We start from the raw sequence: 16,981 nt of genomic DNA, 5'->3' as shown, positions 1-16,981 counted from the left end.
CCGTCCGCGTCCAGATGGTCAGTCCACATAGTGGACGAGATTTAAGCCGAACTCAGCGCCGGGCCTGCTCGTGTGGCGGCAGGACCGCGGTCGCGAACCAGAAATTCTCCACCGCCTCGACGATTTCCTCATAGCCAAGCGCGTCAAACGGCTTGGTGAGGTAGGCGTTGGCATGCAGCGAGTAACACCCCGTGACATCGGAATGTGCGGAGGACGTGGTCAGGACGAGAACAGGAATACTGGCAAGGGTCGCGTCGCTCTTGACGGTTTTCAGCACGTCACGCCCATCGATCTTCGGCAGGTTCAGATCCAGCAGGATGAGGTCCGGCGCCTGCTTCTCGGAATGCTCGCCGAGCCCGCGCAACCGATCCAGGGCGGCTTCCCCGTCGCGGGCGACCTCCAACTGGTGTCGTGCCCGGCCGCGTCCGAAAGCATCACGCACCAGGAATTCGTCGCCGGAATTGTCTTCCACTAGCAGGATGTTGGCGGCACGAGGCAGGTTCATGAGGCAGGGGTTCCCGATGCAGGTGCGATGTCGCCGGGCGTTGCCGGGCGGACTTTCGGCAGGGTGAAGCGGAAGATGCTTCCGGCTGGGTCATTGTCCAATACCGTTAGCACGCCTCCATGCGATGCCACAATTTTTCGACAGATGGCGAGGCCCAATCCGCTGCCGGGATAGGCGTCTGGTGAATGAAGTCGTTTGAACGGTTTGAATATCTGTTCCCGATAGTCCTGCCGGATTCCAATTCCGTTGTCGGCGATTTCAATTTCCCAGGTCGCGTCCATTTCCCGGGCCGAAATACGGACCTCGGCCTGTTGGCCGGGGGGCTGGAATTTCACGGCGTTGCCGATCAGGTTCTGCAATAGCTGGCCCAGCCTCGCAGGGTTGCCGCGGACAATCGGTAACGATCCGACCTCGACATGATCCCGCGCCGCTTGCACGGCTGGTCCCAGCGTGTCGAGGGTGCTGGAAACCAGGGTGTTGAGGTCGACATCGGAATTCATGACGTCGGCGTCCGAGTTCAGGCGACCATAGGCGAGCAGGTCGGTGATCAATGCCTGCATGCGCGCCGTCGCGTCGAGGGTGTGGCGCAGATAGGTGAGGCCGTTTTCGTCCAGCTTGTCGCCATGCCGGCTGGCCAGAAGTCCGGTGAAGTTGGAGATCAGGCGCAGCGGTTCCTGAAGGTCATGGCTGGCCGCGAAGGCAAATCGTTCAAGCTCCTCATTTGCGCGGGTCAGCTGTTCTATGAAGCGCTCGCGATCCGCTTCCACTTCCATCCGGGCGGTGATGTCGCGCAGGACGGTCACAGCGCCGACGGGGCTGCCGTCCGGGGCTTCGATGATTTCGGTCGAATACTCGGCGAAGAAGTCGCTGCCATCCTTGCGACGGAAGCGTTCAATATTGTTTTGTCCCGACACGACGGGGCTGGTCTGGAAGACCGGACAGTCGACCCGGGTGTGCGGTTGGCCCTGCATGTCGACCGGGTGGATGATGTCATGGACGATTTCACCGGTCAGCTCATCAAGCTCATAGCCGAGCAGTTTGGCGGCCGCCGGGTTGACCAGTACGCCCCGACCGTCGCCGTCCAGACTCAGGATAGCGTCCGCCGCGTGTTCCAGCACCAGGGACAGGTTGTTCGACAGGGTGAGGGCTTCCGCCGATTTCTCTTCCACCAGGCGCTGGACCAGATCTGTGCGGGCGGTGGACAGCAAGGCCAGCGCGTTGAGCATGGTGATGAATGTGAAACCGACCACGATCACCGCCCACGACACCCAGTCCTGCTCCCTGGCCAGAAACAGGTCGGTTGCGGCGTATTCGATCTGCCAGATCTGCCCCCCGATCGGCAGGGCAAGCGTGGCTGCCAGCGGAGTGTCGGTGTCGAAACCACCATGACTCCAGGAATAGTCCCCGTTCGGGTCCGACCCGCTGACGCGGAAATCGTAAACCGTGCCTTCGTGGGCGAAAGCTCGGGAGATGATTGCCTCGATCCGGAAGGTCCCGACGGCGAGACCCTGCAGCTGCCGTCGCCTGTCGGTCTGCGTGGCCGGGCTCGCGCGATCACTGAAAGCCGGCAGTGCCAGCCCGATCCACGCTTCATCACCCGCGCCATAAAGGGGCGTGGCGGACAACAGGCCCGTCAGCAAGGCCGTATCGACCAGCTCGGGCAGACCATCGAAATAGTGGTCCGTGATGATTCGCCGGTCCGAGGCGATCAGGATGCCGCGACCCGGATCCGGCCTCAACGCGCCCGGCGGGTCCAGAAGGGCATGCTCCGGGCGTCTGCCGGCCTCGTCAACGACCAGCCAGTGGACCGAGGATGTGCTGTCAAACTGGCTGAACGCTATATCGACATAGGTGGCGAATTCCTCGGCGGTAACCGTTTCGGAGGCGGCAAACAAGGCGTGCAGCGACTCCAGACGCCGGCGGGCACTATTGATCCGCTCCTGCAGGGCAATGTGATCTTCCGCGATCAAGGCCGCGAAGCTCTCCCTGCGCTCCTCGAGCGCGTGGACACGGGTTGCCACAAAGGTCACAAGGCTGATCACGGCGAGAATGACAAAGACCAGGGCCACATTGCGTTTGCGCCGACGGCTGACCCGGTCTTTTGCCAGCAGCAACAGGATGATGGGGCTGACCGCTGCGGCGCCGACCGCATTGCCGGTCCAATTCCTTGCGAAGGCGGTCCAGAAATCGAGGTTCGGAGGTGCGAAACCGCCGATTGTCAGCCAGCCAGCTGCCAGGGCGGCACCGCACATGCTGGCGACTATCGCCCCGAACACGACCAGCCGGGCCAGTTCGGCGCCGGTTTCGAGCGGCATTGCGCTGACCGGGCCGGGTTGGACCAGGCGTTTGGCGATGACGGCCTGCAGCGCAGCGGCGACCGCGAGCCCGAAACTCCCGGCCAGCGAGCTGACCGTCCCGGCTTCAAGAATGAACAGCCCGTAGGGCAGTGTGAGCAGGACGGTGCCGATGAAGATCGCCGGCAGGGCACGATGGCCGATCAGCAGAACGGCAGAAAGGCCAATGGCGCCAGGAAACCAGATCGGCGCGAGAAATCCGGGCGGAATTGCCATCAGGAGTGACCCGATACCCGCCAGCAGATAAGCGATCAGAATGACCGCATTCGCCCTGAGATCACGCATGCGCGCAATGGCTCCCGCCCGTCGACGCCGGAAAGTCGTCCCGAGCGTCGATTGAAGCGCAATTCTGTCGTTCCGACAAATGTTTGCGAGATAGTTGGTCGGCGGGCCGGCGCAGTAACCGACCCGCCGACTGTCGGATCAGGCCGGTTCGGAAATGTCCGAGAGGCTCATCGCCGTGCGCAATTGGTCTTCGGTATCGCCCAGCTGGTGATCGATCATGATCAGGCGTTTGGCATAGTGCGAGCCGGCATATTCCCAGGTCATGCCGATACCGCCATGCATCTGCACGGCTTCTTCGGCGACCAGCTTGCCGGCACGGCCAATCAGGTTTTTGGCCTGGGCAACGGCCAGGGCGCGGGCCTTGGGGTCATCGGCATCCAGCTTTGCAGCGGCATGGATGGTGATCGAGCGGGCCTGTTCGATCTCGATGGAAAAATCGACCAAGCGGTGCTGCAGGGCCTGGAAGAGGGCAATCGGGCGACCGAATTGCTGGCGCTGCATCAGGTAGTCCTTGGTCATCACCTTGAGGACATCCATTGCCCCGACGGCTTCCGCGCACAGCGCAACCCGGCCGGCGTCCAGTGCGGCCTCGATGGCGGCACGGGCATCGTCAGCGATACAGCGGGCCCGGGTCTTGTCGAGAATGACCTCGGCAGCGCCGGCGCCATCGATCATGGCATAGGGCAGGACTTCGGCGTCGCTGGCAGCGACCTCGTAGAGGCCGAGCGCACCGCTTGCCGATTTGGCGGCGATGAGCAGGTAGTCGGCGCTATTGCCACCATAGACGACTGTCTTGCGACCGGTCAGCGTGTCGCTCTCTGCCTTGACCGCGATCTCGTCCAGATCGCCAAAGGCATCGCTTTCGTCGAAGGCGAAGGCCGCTTTTTCGGCACCGGCAATGATGGCCTCGATGCGCTCGGCCTGGCCATGGGCGGCGTAGAGGCGCAATGCCATGAGGTTGCCCAGCATGGGCTCGGGACAGATCGCGCGGCCCATTTCCTCGAACACGGTGGTGATGTCGAAACCGGCACCGCCAAATCCGCCATCATCCTCGGACACCAGCGCGCCGAGAATCCCCAGCTCGGCCAGCTCGGCCCATTTGGCCGGGTCGTGGAAGACGCCCTCATAGGCGACCTTGTTGCGATGCTCGATCGGGTACTGCTCGGCCAGATAGCGACGCAGGCTATCACCGATCATGCGGCGATCTTCAGTCGGCGTGAAATCCATGATCAGGCTCCGAAGGTTTCTTTGGCGATGATATTGCGCTGGATCTCGTTCGACCCGCCAAAGATCGAAAGTTTGCGATTATTGAAGTAGTTGGCGGCGTTCGATGCGGCCTCCGCCGGGGCGATGGCGTAGTTCCCGATCACGTCCTCCGACGGGAAGGGCGCCGCCAGGGCACCCAGTGCGCGACGCGACAGGTCGTTGATGGCCTGGCGGATCACCGTTCCCTTGATTTTCAGCATCGAGGAAACCGAGCCCTGCGCGTCGGCGACGCCGGACAGCATGCGCAGATTGGTCATCCGCATGGCTTCCAGGTCGATCTCGACCTCGGCGATCTTGGCCGCAAAGATCGGGTCCTGGGCCAGCGGCTTGCCCTTGCGCTTGACCTTGCGGGCCAGCGCCTTGAGTTGGCTCAGGGCTTCGCTGGAGGCGCCGACACCGGCGATATTGGTGCGCTCGTGGCCGAGCAGGTATTTGGCGATGGTCCAGCCCATATTCTCTTCGCCGACCATGTTGACGGCAGGCACGCGGACATCGGTGAAGAAGACTTCATTCACCTCGAACCCGCCCTCGATCAGCTTGATCGGCCGCATTTCAATGCCGGGCGTGTCGAGATCGACGAGGATGAAGGAGATGCCCTCCTGGCGTTTGCCCTCGGTCGAGGTGCGCACGAGGCAGAAGATCTTGTTGGCGAACTGGCCCAGCGTGGTCCAGGTCTTCTGGCCATTGATGATATAGTCGTCGCCATCGCGGATGGCGCGGGTCTTCAGGCTGGCCAGGTCGGAGCCGGCGCCCGGCTCGGAATAACCCTGGCACCACCAATCCTCGCCGGACAGGATGCGCGGCAGGATGGTGGCCTTTTGCTCTTCGGTACCGAACTTGATCAGGACCGGTCCCAGCATGCCGAGGCCGAAGGGAACGGTGCGTGGTGCGTTGGCACGGGCGCATTCCTCTTCGAAGATGTGCATCTGCACCGAATCCCAGGTGGTGCCGCCATGCTCGACGGGCCAACCCGGAGCCAGCCAGCCGCGGCTGTTCAGCGTCGCGTGCCAGCCTTCAAGGTCTGCCTTGTTCAGGTCGCGGCCATTGCGCACCTTGGTGGCCAGTTCCTCGGACAGATTATTCTTGAGGAAGTCGCGGACTTCCTGACGGAAGGCCTCCTCCTCGGGGGTGAAATTCAGATCCATATCGCCGCTCCTCAAACCCTTTATCGACCGTAATCGTAACGTTGGCGGCGGCCGGTCTTGCGCCGGGCCTGTCCGCTTTCGATGACTGGGTATGTATGTAGAACAAAACCCATCCACATGAATAGTGCGCACCTGCAACATTTGGTGCGGCGCTGCGGCGCGGATCAGGTTGACGTATGGGGAAGGCGGGGCGGTTCCGGGGGCGCGAAACCGGCGTCAGGCCGAGACAAGCAGCCCGCGCGCTTCGAGCGCCGCGCCCAGTGCATCCTTGCCGGTGAACAGCTCGGCATCGAAGCCGTACTCGCGGGCGGCTATGACATTGGCTTCGCGGTCATCAAAAAAGACTACGTCCCGGGCGTCGAAGGGCAGGCGGGCCGCGGTGATGGCGTAAATCTTCGGGTCCGGCTTGATCACGCCTTCATGCGCCGAAACGATGACGTCTTTCATGTGCCGCATCTGGGGATAGAGGCGCGTGACCGGCTCGACCCATTCAGCGGGCAGATTGGTCAGTGCGTATTGCGGCACACCATGATCGGCCAGCGCATCCATGATCTCCGGCGTGCCGTCGATGGCACCATTGAGCATTTGTTCGAAGCCGGTTTCCCAGGCCCGAATCGCATCTTCGAGATGCGGGTGGGCTTCGATCAGGGCGACACGATTGTCGGCCATCGATACACCGCGATCATGCGCGGCATGCCATTCCATGGTGCAGACATTGTCGAGGAAGTGGCGACACTCTTCGTCAGTGGCGAAAAGCTTGGAGTAGAGATAGGCGGGCGACCAGTCCAACAGGACATTGCCGAGATCCCACAGAACGGCTTTCGTCGTCATGCCTTCTCCCCAACGCAAAACCCGCGCACCTTGTCGATGCACGGGGAAAGCGGCTTAAAAGCTGAATAGCGGGCGCGCCTGGAAACAGGCGCTGCCGACGTGTCGACTAGCCGGCGCGCGCTTTGAAGCGCGGGTCGGTCTTGTTGATCACGTAAACACGGCCACGGCGCTTCACGACCTGGCAATCGCGGTGGCGGTTTTTCAGCGATTTGATCGAGCTGCGGACTTTCATCGTATGGCCTTCGCGTTACAAGCGTAATTCAACGGAGCGCGGGAGATACTGGAGCAATTGCGGCCTGTCAACACGATCGGCCTGTGCATGCGTGCCGGACTGCAGTTCTCTTTTCCGCGAGTCCCGGTCGCGCAGCGCATTGCCTTGACCGGCTTCGGGTCGACCATTCCAAATCCATACGCCCGTCGATCTGGTGTATATTGTATGAATATTTCGAGAATTTGCGATTTTTAGAATATTGGTATCAACCTTGAGTAGGAATGTATTTGGTCAATTCTTCAAAACGTTAATAAAGTGTCTCTGTAGTGTCAGGTTTTGATCTCATACGCGGCGCCGTAACGCCTGCTTAGAGGGGATCAATCATGGCGACTGCATACTCAAATGGCTTCCGGGCCGCTCTGCTAATCGGAAGTGCCGTTCTCGCGGCACCGGCCACTGCTCAGGACGCGGCGACGACAGAAGACGTGGTCACGGTGTATGGCCAGGCCCTGTCCATCCAGCGGGCCATTGAAGCCAAACGGGATGCTGACGGCATTCTCGACGCGGTGGCTCAGGACGATATTGGCCGCTTGCCGGACCTCAATATTGCCCAGGCGATCGTCCGCGTGCCGGGCGTCGCGGTCCAGAACGACCAGGGTGAATCGCGCTTCCCGATCATTCGCGGCCTCAATGCCACCTATAACCGCACCACGATCGACGGCGGCATTGTCGCCTCGCCGGAACGTGGCGGTTCGGCCCGGGCGGTCCCGCTCGACCTGATCCCGGCCTCGCTGGTCGGCAGTATTGAAGTGCGCAAGTCGGTGACGCCGGATCTCGATCACAACGCCATCGGCGGCACGATCAACCTGGTCACCCGTTCAGCCTTTGACAGTGACGGCCCGTTCTTCGTCGGCGGTCTGTTCATGGGCACGCATGAGAGCGCCGGCTCCGGTACCACGCTGGACGAAGGCGACCAGGTCCAGCCCTGGCGCGGCAATTTCGCGGCCGGTACGACCTTCGGTGCGAATGACCAGTTCGGCGTTGTCTTCGGTGTCGACTACTCAATCCGCAATTTCGAAATCACCCAGGTCGAAGTCGATGATGCCGACTACACCGAGTTTGACGCCACCGGCGCCAATGTCGGTCTCGGCAATGGCAATGGTTTCGTCGTTCCGACCAATAACCGCCTCTTCCTCTACAATAATGTGCGTGAACGCCTGGGCCTGTCCGGTCAGTTCGAGTGGCGCGTCAGCGACGCCCTCCAGCTCGATGCAGGCATTTCCTACAACCAGTATAATGACAGCGAACGCCGTGACGAAGAGACCTATGAGCTGGGCACCAGCGGCGCGTCCTCGCAACCGGCCGTCATCCGCGACCAGACTGCCACATCCGGTATCACGGACAGCGGTTATGGCTTTATCGGCATCGGCCGCTTCGTGCTCGACCGTGAAATCCTGTCGCTGCGCGCGGGTGCCGACTGGGCGCCGGCCGAGAACTGGCTGATTGAAGCCAATCTCGTTTACACCGAAGCCGAGCTCGACAATCCGGAAGTCACCGAAGGCTTCCGCACCGGAACCGGCTATGGTGCGCGCTACGACACGTCGCAATTCTTCAACACATTCAGCCCGCTCGATCCGGCTGCCTATAACGACCTGTCCAATTGGAATCACGTCAATCGCGGCACGCTGGATCGTTTTGCCGAAGACGAAACCCGCGAATTCCGCCTCGACACGACCTGGACCGACGGGCTGGTCGCCGGCCTCACCCTCAAGGCGGGCCTGCTGAGCCGGTCGATCGAAAAGTCCGAAGGCTTCACCTTCGAGCGTTTTGTGGCTGATCCGGCCGCCAATTACACGCTGGCGGATGTCGCCGACCCGCAACTGGCCAATCTGGTCTGGCAGGGCGGCTATCGCTTCGAGAACCGGATCGGGCTGGACGCGTCGGACGCCTTCTTCGCCGCCAACACGTTCAACTCCGTGCTGACCGTTCAGAGTGGATCGTCCGCCAATGAGGACGTCAATGCCGTCTACGCCATGGGCGATTATCGTTCGGGCCGCTGGCAGTTCCTCGGCGGGGTCCGCATCGAGCAGACCGAATGGGATGGTGCACCGCTGGGCGGGACGCGGGTCTCTGGCGATTATACCGACGTCTTGCCGTCGCTCACTGTCCGTTTTGACGTGAATGACGACTTTGTCCTGCGGGCTGCGGCCTCGCAGACGCTGGGTCGTCCGAACCTCAACGAGCTGACCCGGGGCGAAAGCATCAACCTGGTCAACAATACGATCTCGCGCTCCAACCCGGACCTCGCACCGCGCCAGTCGACCAATTTCGACCTGTCGGCCGAATGGTATATCCCGCACGGCATCCTCGCCGCCGGCCTGTTCTACAAAGACATCCAGGACGAGGTCTTCGTGCAGACCACGCAAGGCCCGATCACGGTTGACGGTGTCACCTATGACGCCCTGACCCAGCCGGAGAATGCCACGGGTGCCGAAATCCTCGGCTTCGAGGCGCAATACCAGCAGACACTGGCCTTCCTGCCCGGCCCGTTCAGCGATTTCGGTGTTGCCGCGAACGTCACCATTCTCGACACCGAGTTTGAAGTGCCGACCGCAACGGGCAGCCGGACGACCGGTTATTTCCAGCAGCCGGACCTGACCTACAACCTGACCGGCTTCTACGCGACCGAGGCTTTCGAGGTCCGCGTGTCCTACAATTTCACGGACATGTTCCTCGACACGATGAACGCCAATAACCCCAATCTCGACGAGTATTGGGAAGAGCGTTCGCAGGTTGACCTGCAGGCCCGCTTCAACCTGACCGACCGCTTCACGCTGATCGGTGAGGTCCAGAACCTGACCGACCAGGGTCGTCGCGAACTGACCGGTCCGGACGCGCAATACCTGCAGGAAGATGCCGAGTTCGGCCGCACCTTCTGGGTCGGCTTCACCGGCGCCTTCAACTAGGCCGCATCACCGCTACAGCACCCGGGCGCATTCCTGTGCCCGGGTGTCTGTGCGTTTGAGGGAGACAGAGATGACACTGAACATCAAATGCCTGGGCCTCGGCCTCGCGCTTGCGGCCGGCCTTTCCGGCCTCGCCGCAGCACAGCCTGACCTACGGTCCATTCCGGTCTATGAGGCCCCCGAGCCCATCGTACTCCAGGCCGAGACCTTGCAAAGCTTTCCGGCCGTCGAAGCGGGCCAGGGCGCAGCGGTCGATGACACGCATTTCTACGCCATCGTCAATTTCGCCATCGGCCAGTATGACCGCGAGAGCGGCGAGCGGGTTGGCGGCTGGATCGGTCCGCGCCGCGGCCTGATCGGCCATCTCAATTCCTGTTTCGAGGAAGAGGGTCGCCTCTACTGCGCCAATTCCAACCATCCCGAAGTGCCGATGGCGAGTTCGGTGGAGGTCTTCGAAACCGAGGGATTGACCCATGTCGACAGCCACAGCCTTGGCCTGATGGATGAGGGTTCGCTGACCTGGTTCGACCATTATCGCGATGGCTGGATCGTCGGCTTCGCCCACTATAATGACGAAACCGGCGAGCCGTTCAAATCCAATGCCTATGGCGGCGTGCACACCTTTGACGCCCAATGGCGCCGTACCGGTGGCTGGCGTCTGCCGCCGGCCCTGATCGAGCGCATGGCGCCGCAGGCCGCGTCCGGCGGCGCGATCGGGTCTGACGGCCTGCTCTATGTCTTCGGCCATCACGTGCCGGAGCTTTATGTGCTGGCCCGGCCGGCGATGGGCCCGACCCTGCTGCATGTTGCGACGATCGAGCTGGACGCCGAAGGCCAGGCCTTTGCCTTTGATCCGGCCGATGATCGTGTGATCTGGGCGATCAGCCGCCCGAACCGGGAAGTCCGGGCGATCCGTTTGCCCGAGGTCAGCCTGACCGATCCCGATGCACGGCGCTTTGACGACTGACGCCGTGCCCGCTTGACCTGCCGGGTCGGGTACCGCTCAATCGCGGACCCGACCCGGAGGTTTCATGTCCCATTCGCTCGTCCTGCCACGCCTGATCCGCACCGGATCCGGCGCACTCGGTCAATTGCCCGATCTCCTGGCGGCCTGCGGCGTCTCGCGTCCGCTTGTGGTCACCGATGCGACCATGGTCGCGTTGGGATATCTCGCCCGTCTCCAACAGGCCCTCGACGGCGCGAAAATCCCGTCCGGCCTGTTCGATGCGACCGAGCCGGAACCGACAGAGACGTCGGTGATCGCGGCGGAAGCAATCCTTCGGACAGGACATGACGGGCAGGCCTTTGACGGCCTGGTCGCGCTGGGCGGAGGCAGCGCCATCGATACGGCCAAGGCGCTGGCCGTGCTTGGCCCGCATGGCGGCCGGATGCGGGACTTCAAGGTGCCGCGCCTTGTCGATGAGCCGGCTCTGCCGGTCATAGCCGTCCCGACCACCGCCGGTACCGGTTCCGAGGCGACACGGGTGACTGTGATCACCGACCCGGAGAATGACGAGAAAATGCTGTGCATGGGGCTCGCCTTCATGCCGGTTGCCGCCATTCTCGACCCAGACTTGACCCTGTCCCTGCCGCCGCGCGTGACGGCAGATACGGGCATTGACGCGCTGACCCATGCCATCGAGGCCTATGTCAGCCGCAAGGCCTCGCCCTTCTCCGACCAGCAGGCGCTCGCCGCCATGCGGCTGATCGCGCCCAATCTGCGCCGGGCCTTTCATGACGGTCAGGACCTGCCGGCTCGGGAGGCCCTGCTTGTCGGCGCCTGTTTTGGCGGCATCGCCTTTTCCAATGCCTCGGTCGCACTCGTTCACGGCATGAGCCGACCGATCGGTGCCTTCTTCCACGTGCCGCACGGGCTTTCCAATGCCATGCTTCTGCCTGCCGTGACGGCGTGGTCGATCCCCGCTGCTCCGGGACGCTACGCCGAGTGCGCACGGGCGATGGGACTGGTTGGTGAAGGGGCGAATGATGAGCTGGCCAATGGCGTGCTGCTGGACGAGTTGCGGGCGCTGAACGTGGAACTGGGCGTCCCCACACCGGCGGGTTTCGGCATCCAACCTGATCGCTGGCGGCAATTGCGCCCGCTGATGGCCGAGCAGGCGCTGGCGTCCGGATCGCCCGGCAACAACCCCCGTATCCCGAACACGGACGAGATCATCGCGCTTTATGACGAGGTTTGGGGGTAACACCCCGCTGATGATCCCCGTGCCTTACAACATCGAAAGTTGCCCCTTGCGGACACGCTCCATAGTGTGCGGCCCATGACAGGCTTGGGTAATATGTGTGCCGCCACTTTGGCGGCCTTTTTCGTGACTGCGTCCGCCGTGTCGGCGTACCAGCCCGGTTCAATCGAGGTCGATGTCGAGTTGGTTCTGGCCGTCGACATTTCCTATTCCGTGGATGAGGAAGAGGCGCGGAGGCAGCGCGAGGGCTATGTCGCGGCGCTGGCGTCTGAAGACGTGATCCGGTCAATCCAGGGCGGACCGCTGGGCCGTATCGCGGTGACCTATGTCGAATGGGCCGATAGTGGCTTCCAGCGTTCCGCTGCCGACTGGACCGTGATCTCTTCGGAAGAAGACGCGCTGGCGTTTGCGTCGCAGGTGGCCGCGGCCCCGCTGGAGCGAGGCCATTATACGGCTATCGGGGCGGCCTTGGCGGATGCGGTCAATCGCATCGAATCCAACGACTATACCGCGCCTCGCCTGATCATCGACATCTCCGGAGATGGTCCCCAGAATCAGGGCTTGCCGCTGGAGCAGGCGCGGGCCCTCGCTGACAATGCCCATGTCGTCGTCAACGGCCTGCCGGTCATTTCCGCCGGCTCTGGCCGTTGGGTGCGTCCTGTCGAGGTCAATCTGGATGATTATTTCCGTGACAATGTGATTACCGGGCCCGGCGCCTTTGTGTTGCCAGCACGGACCGAAGCGGAGTTTCGCGAAGCCATCCTGCGCAAGCTGATCATCGAGATCGCCGGCGCGTTGCCGTCGGCTGATGAGGTCGATCCGGCCTATGCGCGCCACACAGGACGGGCTCCGTGAAGCCGACCCTGACAGCGGTTGGTGGCCTGGTGCTGGCGCTTTTGCTGGGTGCCGGAACCCTGCCGGGAGCCGAAGATCCGTCGGCGTGGGCGTTCGAGCCGCGACCGCATGAATTTACCGAAGATGGCCGTGAACGGGTTGATCTCGAACTCGTCCTCGCCGTCGACGTGTCGTCATCGATCGACGAGGCCGAGGCCCGCCGTCAGCGCGAAGGGCATGTGGCAGCGCTCGCCGACCCGGACATCATCTCGGCGATCCAGAGCGGCGGCTATGGGCGTATCGCGGTGGTCTATCTGGAATGGGCTGATGCCGATTTCCAGCGCATTGTCGCACCCTGGACGGTGATCGAGACCGAGGAGGACGCGCAGATCTTTGCCGCGACCCTTGCCACCGCCCCCTTCATTTCCGGTCGCCGGACCGCGATCGGCGCCGCTATCGATACTTCCCTGACCCTGATGGATGACAATGCCTTCGAGGGCGTTCGCCAGGTGATCGACATTTCCGGCGACGGGCCCCAGAACGCCGGACCCAGCCTGAACGTGGCCCGTGAGCGGGCGGAGGCCGGTCAGGTCACCGTCAACGGGCTGCCGATCGCCGGTGGCCGTCAGCACCCGTTTCGTCCGTCGGTCTCGATCGATGTCAGCGCCTATTTCGAAAATCAGGTGATTGCCGGGCCGGGCGCCTTTATTTCGCCCAGCAATGAGCATGATGATTTCGTGGACGCGCTGCGGCGCAAGCTTATTATCGAAATTGCCGGGCTCGACCCTCTCCGTGTCCTCGAACCGGCTGTGCTCGTGAGGAATGGATGATCCGTCGACTGCTTGTACTCGCCGCCAGTTTTTCCCTGATCGCCGCTGACGCCGCGGCCCAGCCCGAGGGCGAGACTTTCGCTGACTGGCGCAGCGGGTTTCGCGACCGGCTGATCGCGTCGGGCGCCGAGGAGACGACTGCGGCCTCGATGCTGGACGGTCTACAGCCGGAATTGCGCATCATCGAGCGCGACCGCAGCCAGCCGGAATTTGTCCGACCACTCTGGTCCTATCTTGATATCGCCGCCTCCGACCTGCGCATCCGCAATGGTCGTGATGCATTTTCGGAAAACCGTGATGATGTCGATGCGGTCGCCGCCCATTTCGGTGTGCGGGCGGAAATCCTGATCGCGATCTGGGGGCTCGAGAGCTCCTACGGTGCGATTCCGGGCAATAATGACATCGTCCAGGCGCTGGCGACCCTGGCCTGGGAAGGCCGTCGCCGTGACTGGGCCGAGGCTCAATTGGTCGCCGTCGCCGAGATGCTGGAGTCCGGCTATGCGACCCGCGAACAGCTCACCGGTTCCTGGGCCGGCGCGATGGGCCAGATGCAATTCATCCCGACCACCTATCTGGAGCGGGCGCATGACTGGGATGGCGACGGGCGTCGCGATATCTGGAGCAATCCTGCCGACGCGCTCGCCTCGGCGGCCAACCTGTTGTCCCGCGCCGGATGGCGTGAGGGTGAGCCGGCGATCCGCGAAGTCCGCGTGCCGGATGATTTCGATTTTGCCGCATGGGATCCCGCCCAGTCGCGCCTCGTCAGTGAATGGGCCATGCGCGGCCTGAGACCGGCGAGTGGCGAGTGGCCGGCGGACGATCTGATGCGCGCGGCGCGGCTGGAGCTTCCGGCCGGCGGCCAGGCGCCGGGCTTTCTCACCTTCCCGAATTTCCGGGTCATCAAGCGCTATAACAATTCCACATCCTATGCGATTGGCGTGGCCCACCTGGCCGACCGGATCGCCGGGGATCCGGCTCTGGTCGGGCCCTGGCCGGAAGACAATCCGCCACTGACCCGCAGCCAGACCCGTGAGGTCCAGGCGGCGCTCAACGGGCTGGGCTTCGACAGTGGAACGCCGGATGGTCTTGCCGGACCAAACACGCGGGCAGCCCTGCGCGGTTTCCAACGGGCCAATGGCTTGCTGGCCGACGGTTATCTCGGCCGGGCCATGTATGATGCTGTGCTCGCTGCGGCTGCGGAGTAGCGCTCAGACTTCGGGCTCAACCTCGACCACCTCGACCGCGCGGCGAATGCCCGGGTGATGCCAGGCAATGATCGCTGCGATGATGCTCAGCACGACGGCGACGTAATAGGGCACCAGATGTCCGAGCTGGTTGTACATGAACAGCCCGCCGACCGGGCCGATGATGAAGCCGAGGCCGGCGGTCGCGGTCGTCAGCCCGGCGACGCGGCCCTGTTCTTCCGGCTTCACGGCAATCGAGGCACCGCCGACAAAGCCCGAGCGTGACAGGCCGAAGGCGAAGCTGATCAGGATGTAGGCGGTGACAATGCCGGCATAGTTTGGCGCGATGATCATCAGGCCGAAACCGGCAATCGTGATCACCGCGCCCCAGGCCATCAACACGCGGGCGCTGGCCTTCATGGCCGGGATCACCACCAATTGTGCGACGATCAACGCGCCAGCGCCGGCGGCAAGGGCAATCGCTGACATCTGCAGCCCCTCGGCCTCGTCCAGACCCAGCGAATCCATGATGAAGAAGGCCAGCGTCGACAGGCTCAGCGACTGGACGATCCAGGTTACGCAGCCATAGCCGACAAAGGGCGCGATGCGCGGGTCGGCGGCAAAGGCGAATTGCTTGAACGGGTTGATCGGGCGGCTCTGCTGTTTCGGCGGCGATTGTTCCGGCAGCTTGAACCAGACTGCGACGGCCCCGGCCGCCACGGTTGCCGAGATGATGACCATGAAGATTGGCACGCCGACCAGCTCGACCAGGGTCGCCGCCAGGGTCGGGCCGATGACGGCGCCCATGCCGAAGGCGGCGGTCAGTCCGGCCAATGCCTCCGTGCGTTCGGCCGGTGAGGTCCGGTCCGCGACATAGGCCTGGGCTGCCGGATTGGTTGCCGAGCCGAGGGAGCCGAACAGGGTGCGGGCCAGCGCCATGGCAAAGATCGCGGCCAGCGGTGGTACCCAACCGCTCTCGCCGGCCCAGGCGGCGCCGGCAAAGATCAGGGTGGAGCAGGCAAAGGCCGAGAGACCGAAAACGATGAAGGGCTTGCGCCCGCGCCGGTCGGACAGGGCGCCCCAGATCGGCGTCATGGTCATGAACAGGACCGCGGAAACCGTATAGATCGCCCCGACCCAGTATTCCGGCACAGCCAGCCCGCGCGCCAGCGGCGGCAGGATGGCAAACAGCATGTTGTTGCCGATGCCGGTCGCCATCAGGCACAGGAAGAGCAGGCGAAAGGCGCTGCGACGTTCGGCCTGGCTGGATGGATTGGCCGGATCATAAAACGGTGTCATGCCCGAAGGTGTAGACCGCGTCTGCGGCCAGCGTCCAATTCTCGGGCCGGTGGGCGGCCATCCGTTTTTGCAATGGCCTGCGGGTAAACAGGCATCTAACGCCTGTTCAACCGGACATTAAGCTTAACCCGCCATAGTGCCCTCAACTCGGGTGGAACAACCGCCCGGCAAATGTGGTGGACGGGTAGATGTTTCAGATTATCGGCATAGTCGTCGTTTTCGTGATGGTGTTCGGCGGCTTCTCGCTCGCCGGCGGCCATTTCGACGTGATCCTCAAGGCTTTGCCTTTCGAGATGATGATGATTGGCGGCGCCGCCGTCGGTGCGTTCCTGATCGGCAACAAGCCGAAGACAGTGATGAAGACGCTGGGCGATCTCTCCAAGGTCTTCACCGGCCCCAAATGGAAGGGGCAGGACTATACCGACTTGCTATCATTGTTGTTTTTGCTAACGAAAACAATGAAGACCAAAGGGGTGATCGCGCTGGAAAGCCATATCGAAAACCCCACTGAAAGCACCATCTTCACCCGCTTCCCGCGCATCATGAAGGACCATTTCGCGGTCGACTTCATCTGCGACACGCTGCGCATGATGACGATGAACCTGGAAGATCCGCACCAGGTCGAGGACGCGATGGAAAAACAGCTGGAAAAGCACCATCACGAAGCCGCCGACCCGGCCCACGCCATGCAGACCATGGCCGATGGCCTGCCGGCCCTGGGTATCGTCGCGGCCGTGCTCGGCGTCATCAAGACCATGGGCGCGATCGAGAGCCCGCCCGCCGTGCTGGGTGGCTATATCGGTGGCGCGTTGGTCGGAACCTTCCTCGGCGTGTTCATCGCCTACGGCTTTGTCGGCCCCTTCGCGGCCTACATGCAGGCCGTCTATGACGAGGAACACTCATTCTACAAGATCATCCAGGATGTGCTGGTCGCACACCTGCACGGCAATGCCGCCCAGATTTCGGTCGAGATCGGTCGCGGTGGTGTTCCCTCCAAGATGCAGCCCAGCTTCTCCGAGCTGGAGACCGCACTGGACGCAATTCCCGCCGAAGCGGCCTGATCCAAAAAG

At 62.9% G+C, this 16,981-nt stretch carries 14 protein-coding genes; 7 read left to right on the top strand and 7 right to left on the bottom strand.

The window, feature by feature from the left end; all coding sequences use genetic code 11:
• Window positions 1-52 precede the first annotated feature (52 nt).
• The 6 genes from ACN0X9_RS03530 to ykgO form a co-directional block, all read right to left on the bottom strand.
• Window positions 53-505, bottom strand: a complete 453-nt coding sequence (locus ACN0X9_RS03530; protein ID WP_417486256.1) for a response regulator — start codon at window positions 503-505, stop codon at window positions 53-55.
• On the bottom strand, window positions 502-3,144 hold the full coding sequence (locus ACN0X9_RS03525) for an ATP-binding protein (protein WP_417486255.1): 2,643 nt from the start codon (window positions 3,142-3,144) through the stop codon (window positions 502-504). Before ACN0X9_RS03525 ends, ACN0X9_RS03530 begins: the two co-directional genes overlap by 4 nt.
• 138 nt (window positions 3,145-3,282) lie before the next feature.
• Window positions 3,283-4,371: an acyl-CoA dehydrogenase family protein gene (locus ACN0X9_RS03520; protein WP_417486254.1), complete on the bottom strand. Its 1,089-nt coding sequence runs from the start codon at window positions 4,369-4,371 to the stop codon at window positions 3,283-3,285.
• A gap of 2 nt (window positions 4,372-4,373) precedes the next feature.
• A complete protein-coding gene (locus ACN0X9_RS03515) occupies window positions 4,374-5,555 on the bottom strand; it encodes an acyl-CoA dehydrogenase family protein (RefSeq protein WP_417486253.1) in 1,182 nt (393 codons plus the stop codon).
• Window positions 5,556-5,771: 216 nt separating this feature from the next.
• Window positions 5,772-6,386, bottom strand: a complete 615-nt coding sequence (locus ACN0X9_RS03510; protein ID WP_417486252.1) for an HAD family hydrolase — start codon at window positions 6,384-6,386, stop codon at window positions 5,772-5,774.
• A 106-nt stretch (window positions 6,387-6,492) separates the two neighbouring features.
• Complete coding sequence (gene ykgO / locus ACN0X9_RS03505) at window positions 6,493-6,618, bottom strand: type B 50S ribosomal protein L36 (protein ID WP_011644457.1); 126 nt, start codon at window positions 6,616-6,618, stop codon at window positions 6,493-6,495.
• A 362-nt stretch (window positions 6,619-6,980) separates the two neighbouring features.
• Between ykgO and ACN0X9_RS03500 the strand changes: the two genes are divergently transcribed.
• The 6 genes from ACN0X9_RS03500 (at window position 6,981) to ACN0X9_RS03475 (ending at window position 14,633) form a co-directional block, all read left to right on the top strand.
• A complete protein-coding gene (locus tag ACN0X9_RS03500) occupies window positions 6,981-9,563 on the top strand; it encodes a TonB-dependent receptor (protein WP_417486251.1) in 2,583 nt (860 codons plus the stop codon).
• Window positions 9,564-9,633: 70 nt separating this feature from the next.
• A complete protein-coding gene (locus tag ACN0X9_RS03495) occupies window positions 9,634-10,530 on the top strand; it encodes a hypothetical protein (protein ID WP_417486250.1) in 897 nt (298 codons plus the stop codon).
• A 64-nt stretch (window positions 10,531-10,594) separates the two neighbouring features.
• Window positions 10,595-11,767 carry an iron-containing alcohol dehydrogenase gene (locus tag ACN0X9_RS03490; RefSeq protein WP_417486249.1) on the top strand — a complete coding sequence of 391 codons (1,173 nt, stop codon included), beginning with the start codon at window positions 10,595-10,597 and terminating at the stop codon, window positions 11,765-11,767.
• Window positions 11,768-11,842: 75 nt separating this feature from the next.
• Window positions 11,843-12,619 (top strand): DUF1194 domain-containing protein, encoded by a 777-nt coding sequence (locus ACN0X9_RS03485; protein ID WP_417486248.1) that lies wholly within the window; start codon window positions 11,843-11,845, stop codon window positions 12,617-12,619.
• Window positions 12,616-13,428 (top strand): DUF1194 domain-containing protein, encoded by an 813-nt coding sequence (locus ACN0X9_RS03480; RefSeq protein ID WP_417486247.1) that lies wholly within the window; start codon window positions 12,616-12,618, stop codon window positions 13,426-13,428. Before ACN0X9_RS03485 ends, ACN0X9_RS03480 begins: the two co-directional genes overlap by 4 nt.
• Window positions 13,425-14,633 carry a lytic murein transglycosylase gene (locus ACN0X9_RS03475; RefSeq protein WP_417486246.1) on the top strand — a complete coding sequence of 403 codons (1,209 nt, stop codon included), beginning with the start codon at window positions 13,425-13,427 and terminating at the stop codon, window positions 14,631-14,633. Before ACN0X9_RS03480 ends, ACN0X9_RS03475 begins: the two co-directional genes overlap by 4 nt.
• A gap of 3 nt (window positions 14,634-14,636) precedes the next feature.
• Here ACN0X9_RS03475 and ACN0X9_RS03470 read toward each other — a convergent pair whose 3' ends face one another.
• Window positions 14,637-15,911, bottom strand: a complete 1,275-nt coding sequence (locus ACN0X9_RS03470; RefSeq protein ID WP_417486245.1) for an MFS transporter — start codon at window positions 15,909-15,911, stop codon at window positions 14,637-14,639.
• A 188-nt stretch (window positions 15,912-16,099) separates the two neighbouring features.
• Here ACN0X9_RS03470 and motA point away from each other — a divergent pair, with 188 nt between their 5' ends.
• Window positions 16,100-16,972 (top strand): flagellar motor stator protein MotA, encoded by an 873-nt coding sequence (motA, locus tag ACN0X9_RS03465; protein ID WP_417486244.1) that lies wholly within the window; start codon window positions 16,100-16,102, stop codon window positions 16,970-16,972.
• Window positions 16,973-16,981: the final 9 nt, after the last annotated feature.

It is taken from the genome of Maricaulis sp. (genome assembly GCF_048268525.1).
Classification (GTDB): domain Bacteria; phylum Pseudomonadota; class Alphaproteobacteria; order Caulobacterales; family Maricaulaceae; genus Maricaulis.
Note: the sequence above shows the minus strand (reverse complement) of the source record. Positions and strands in the feature narration are given on the sequence as shown.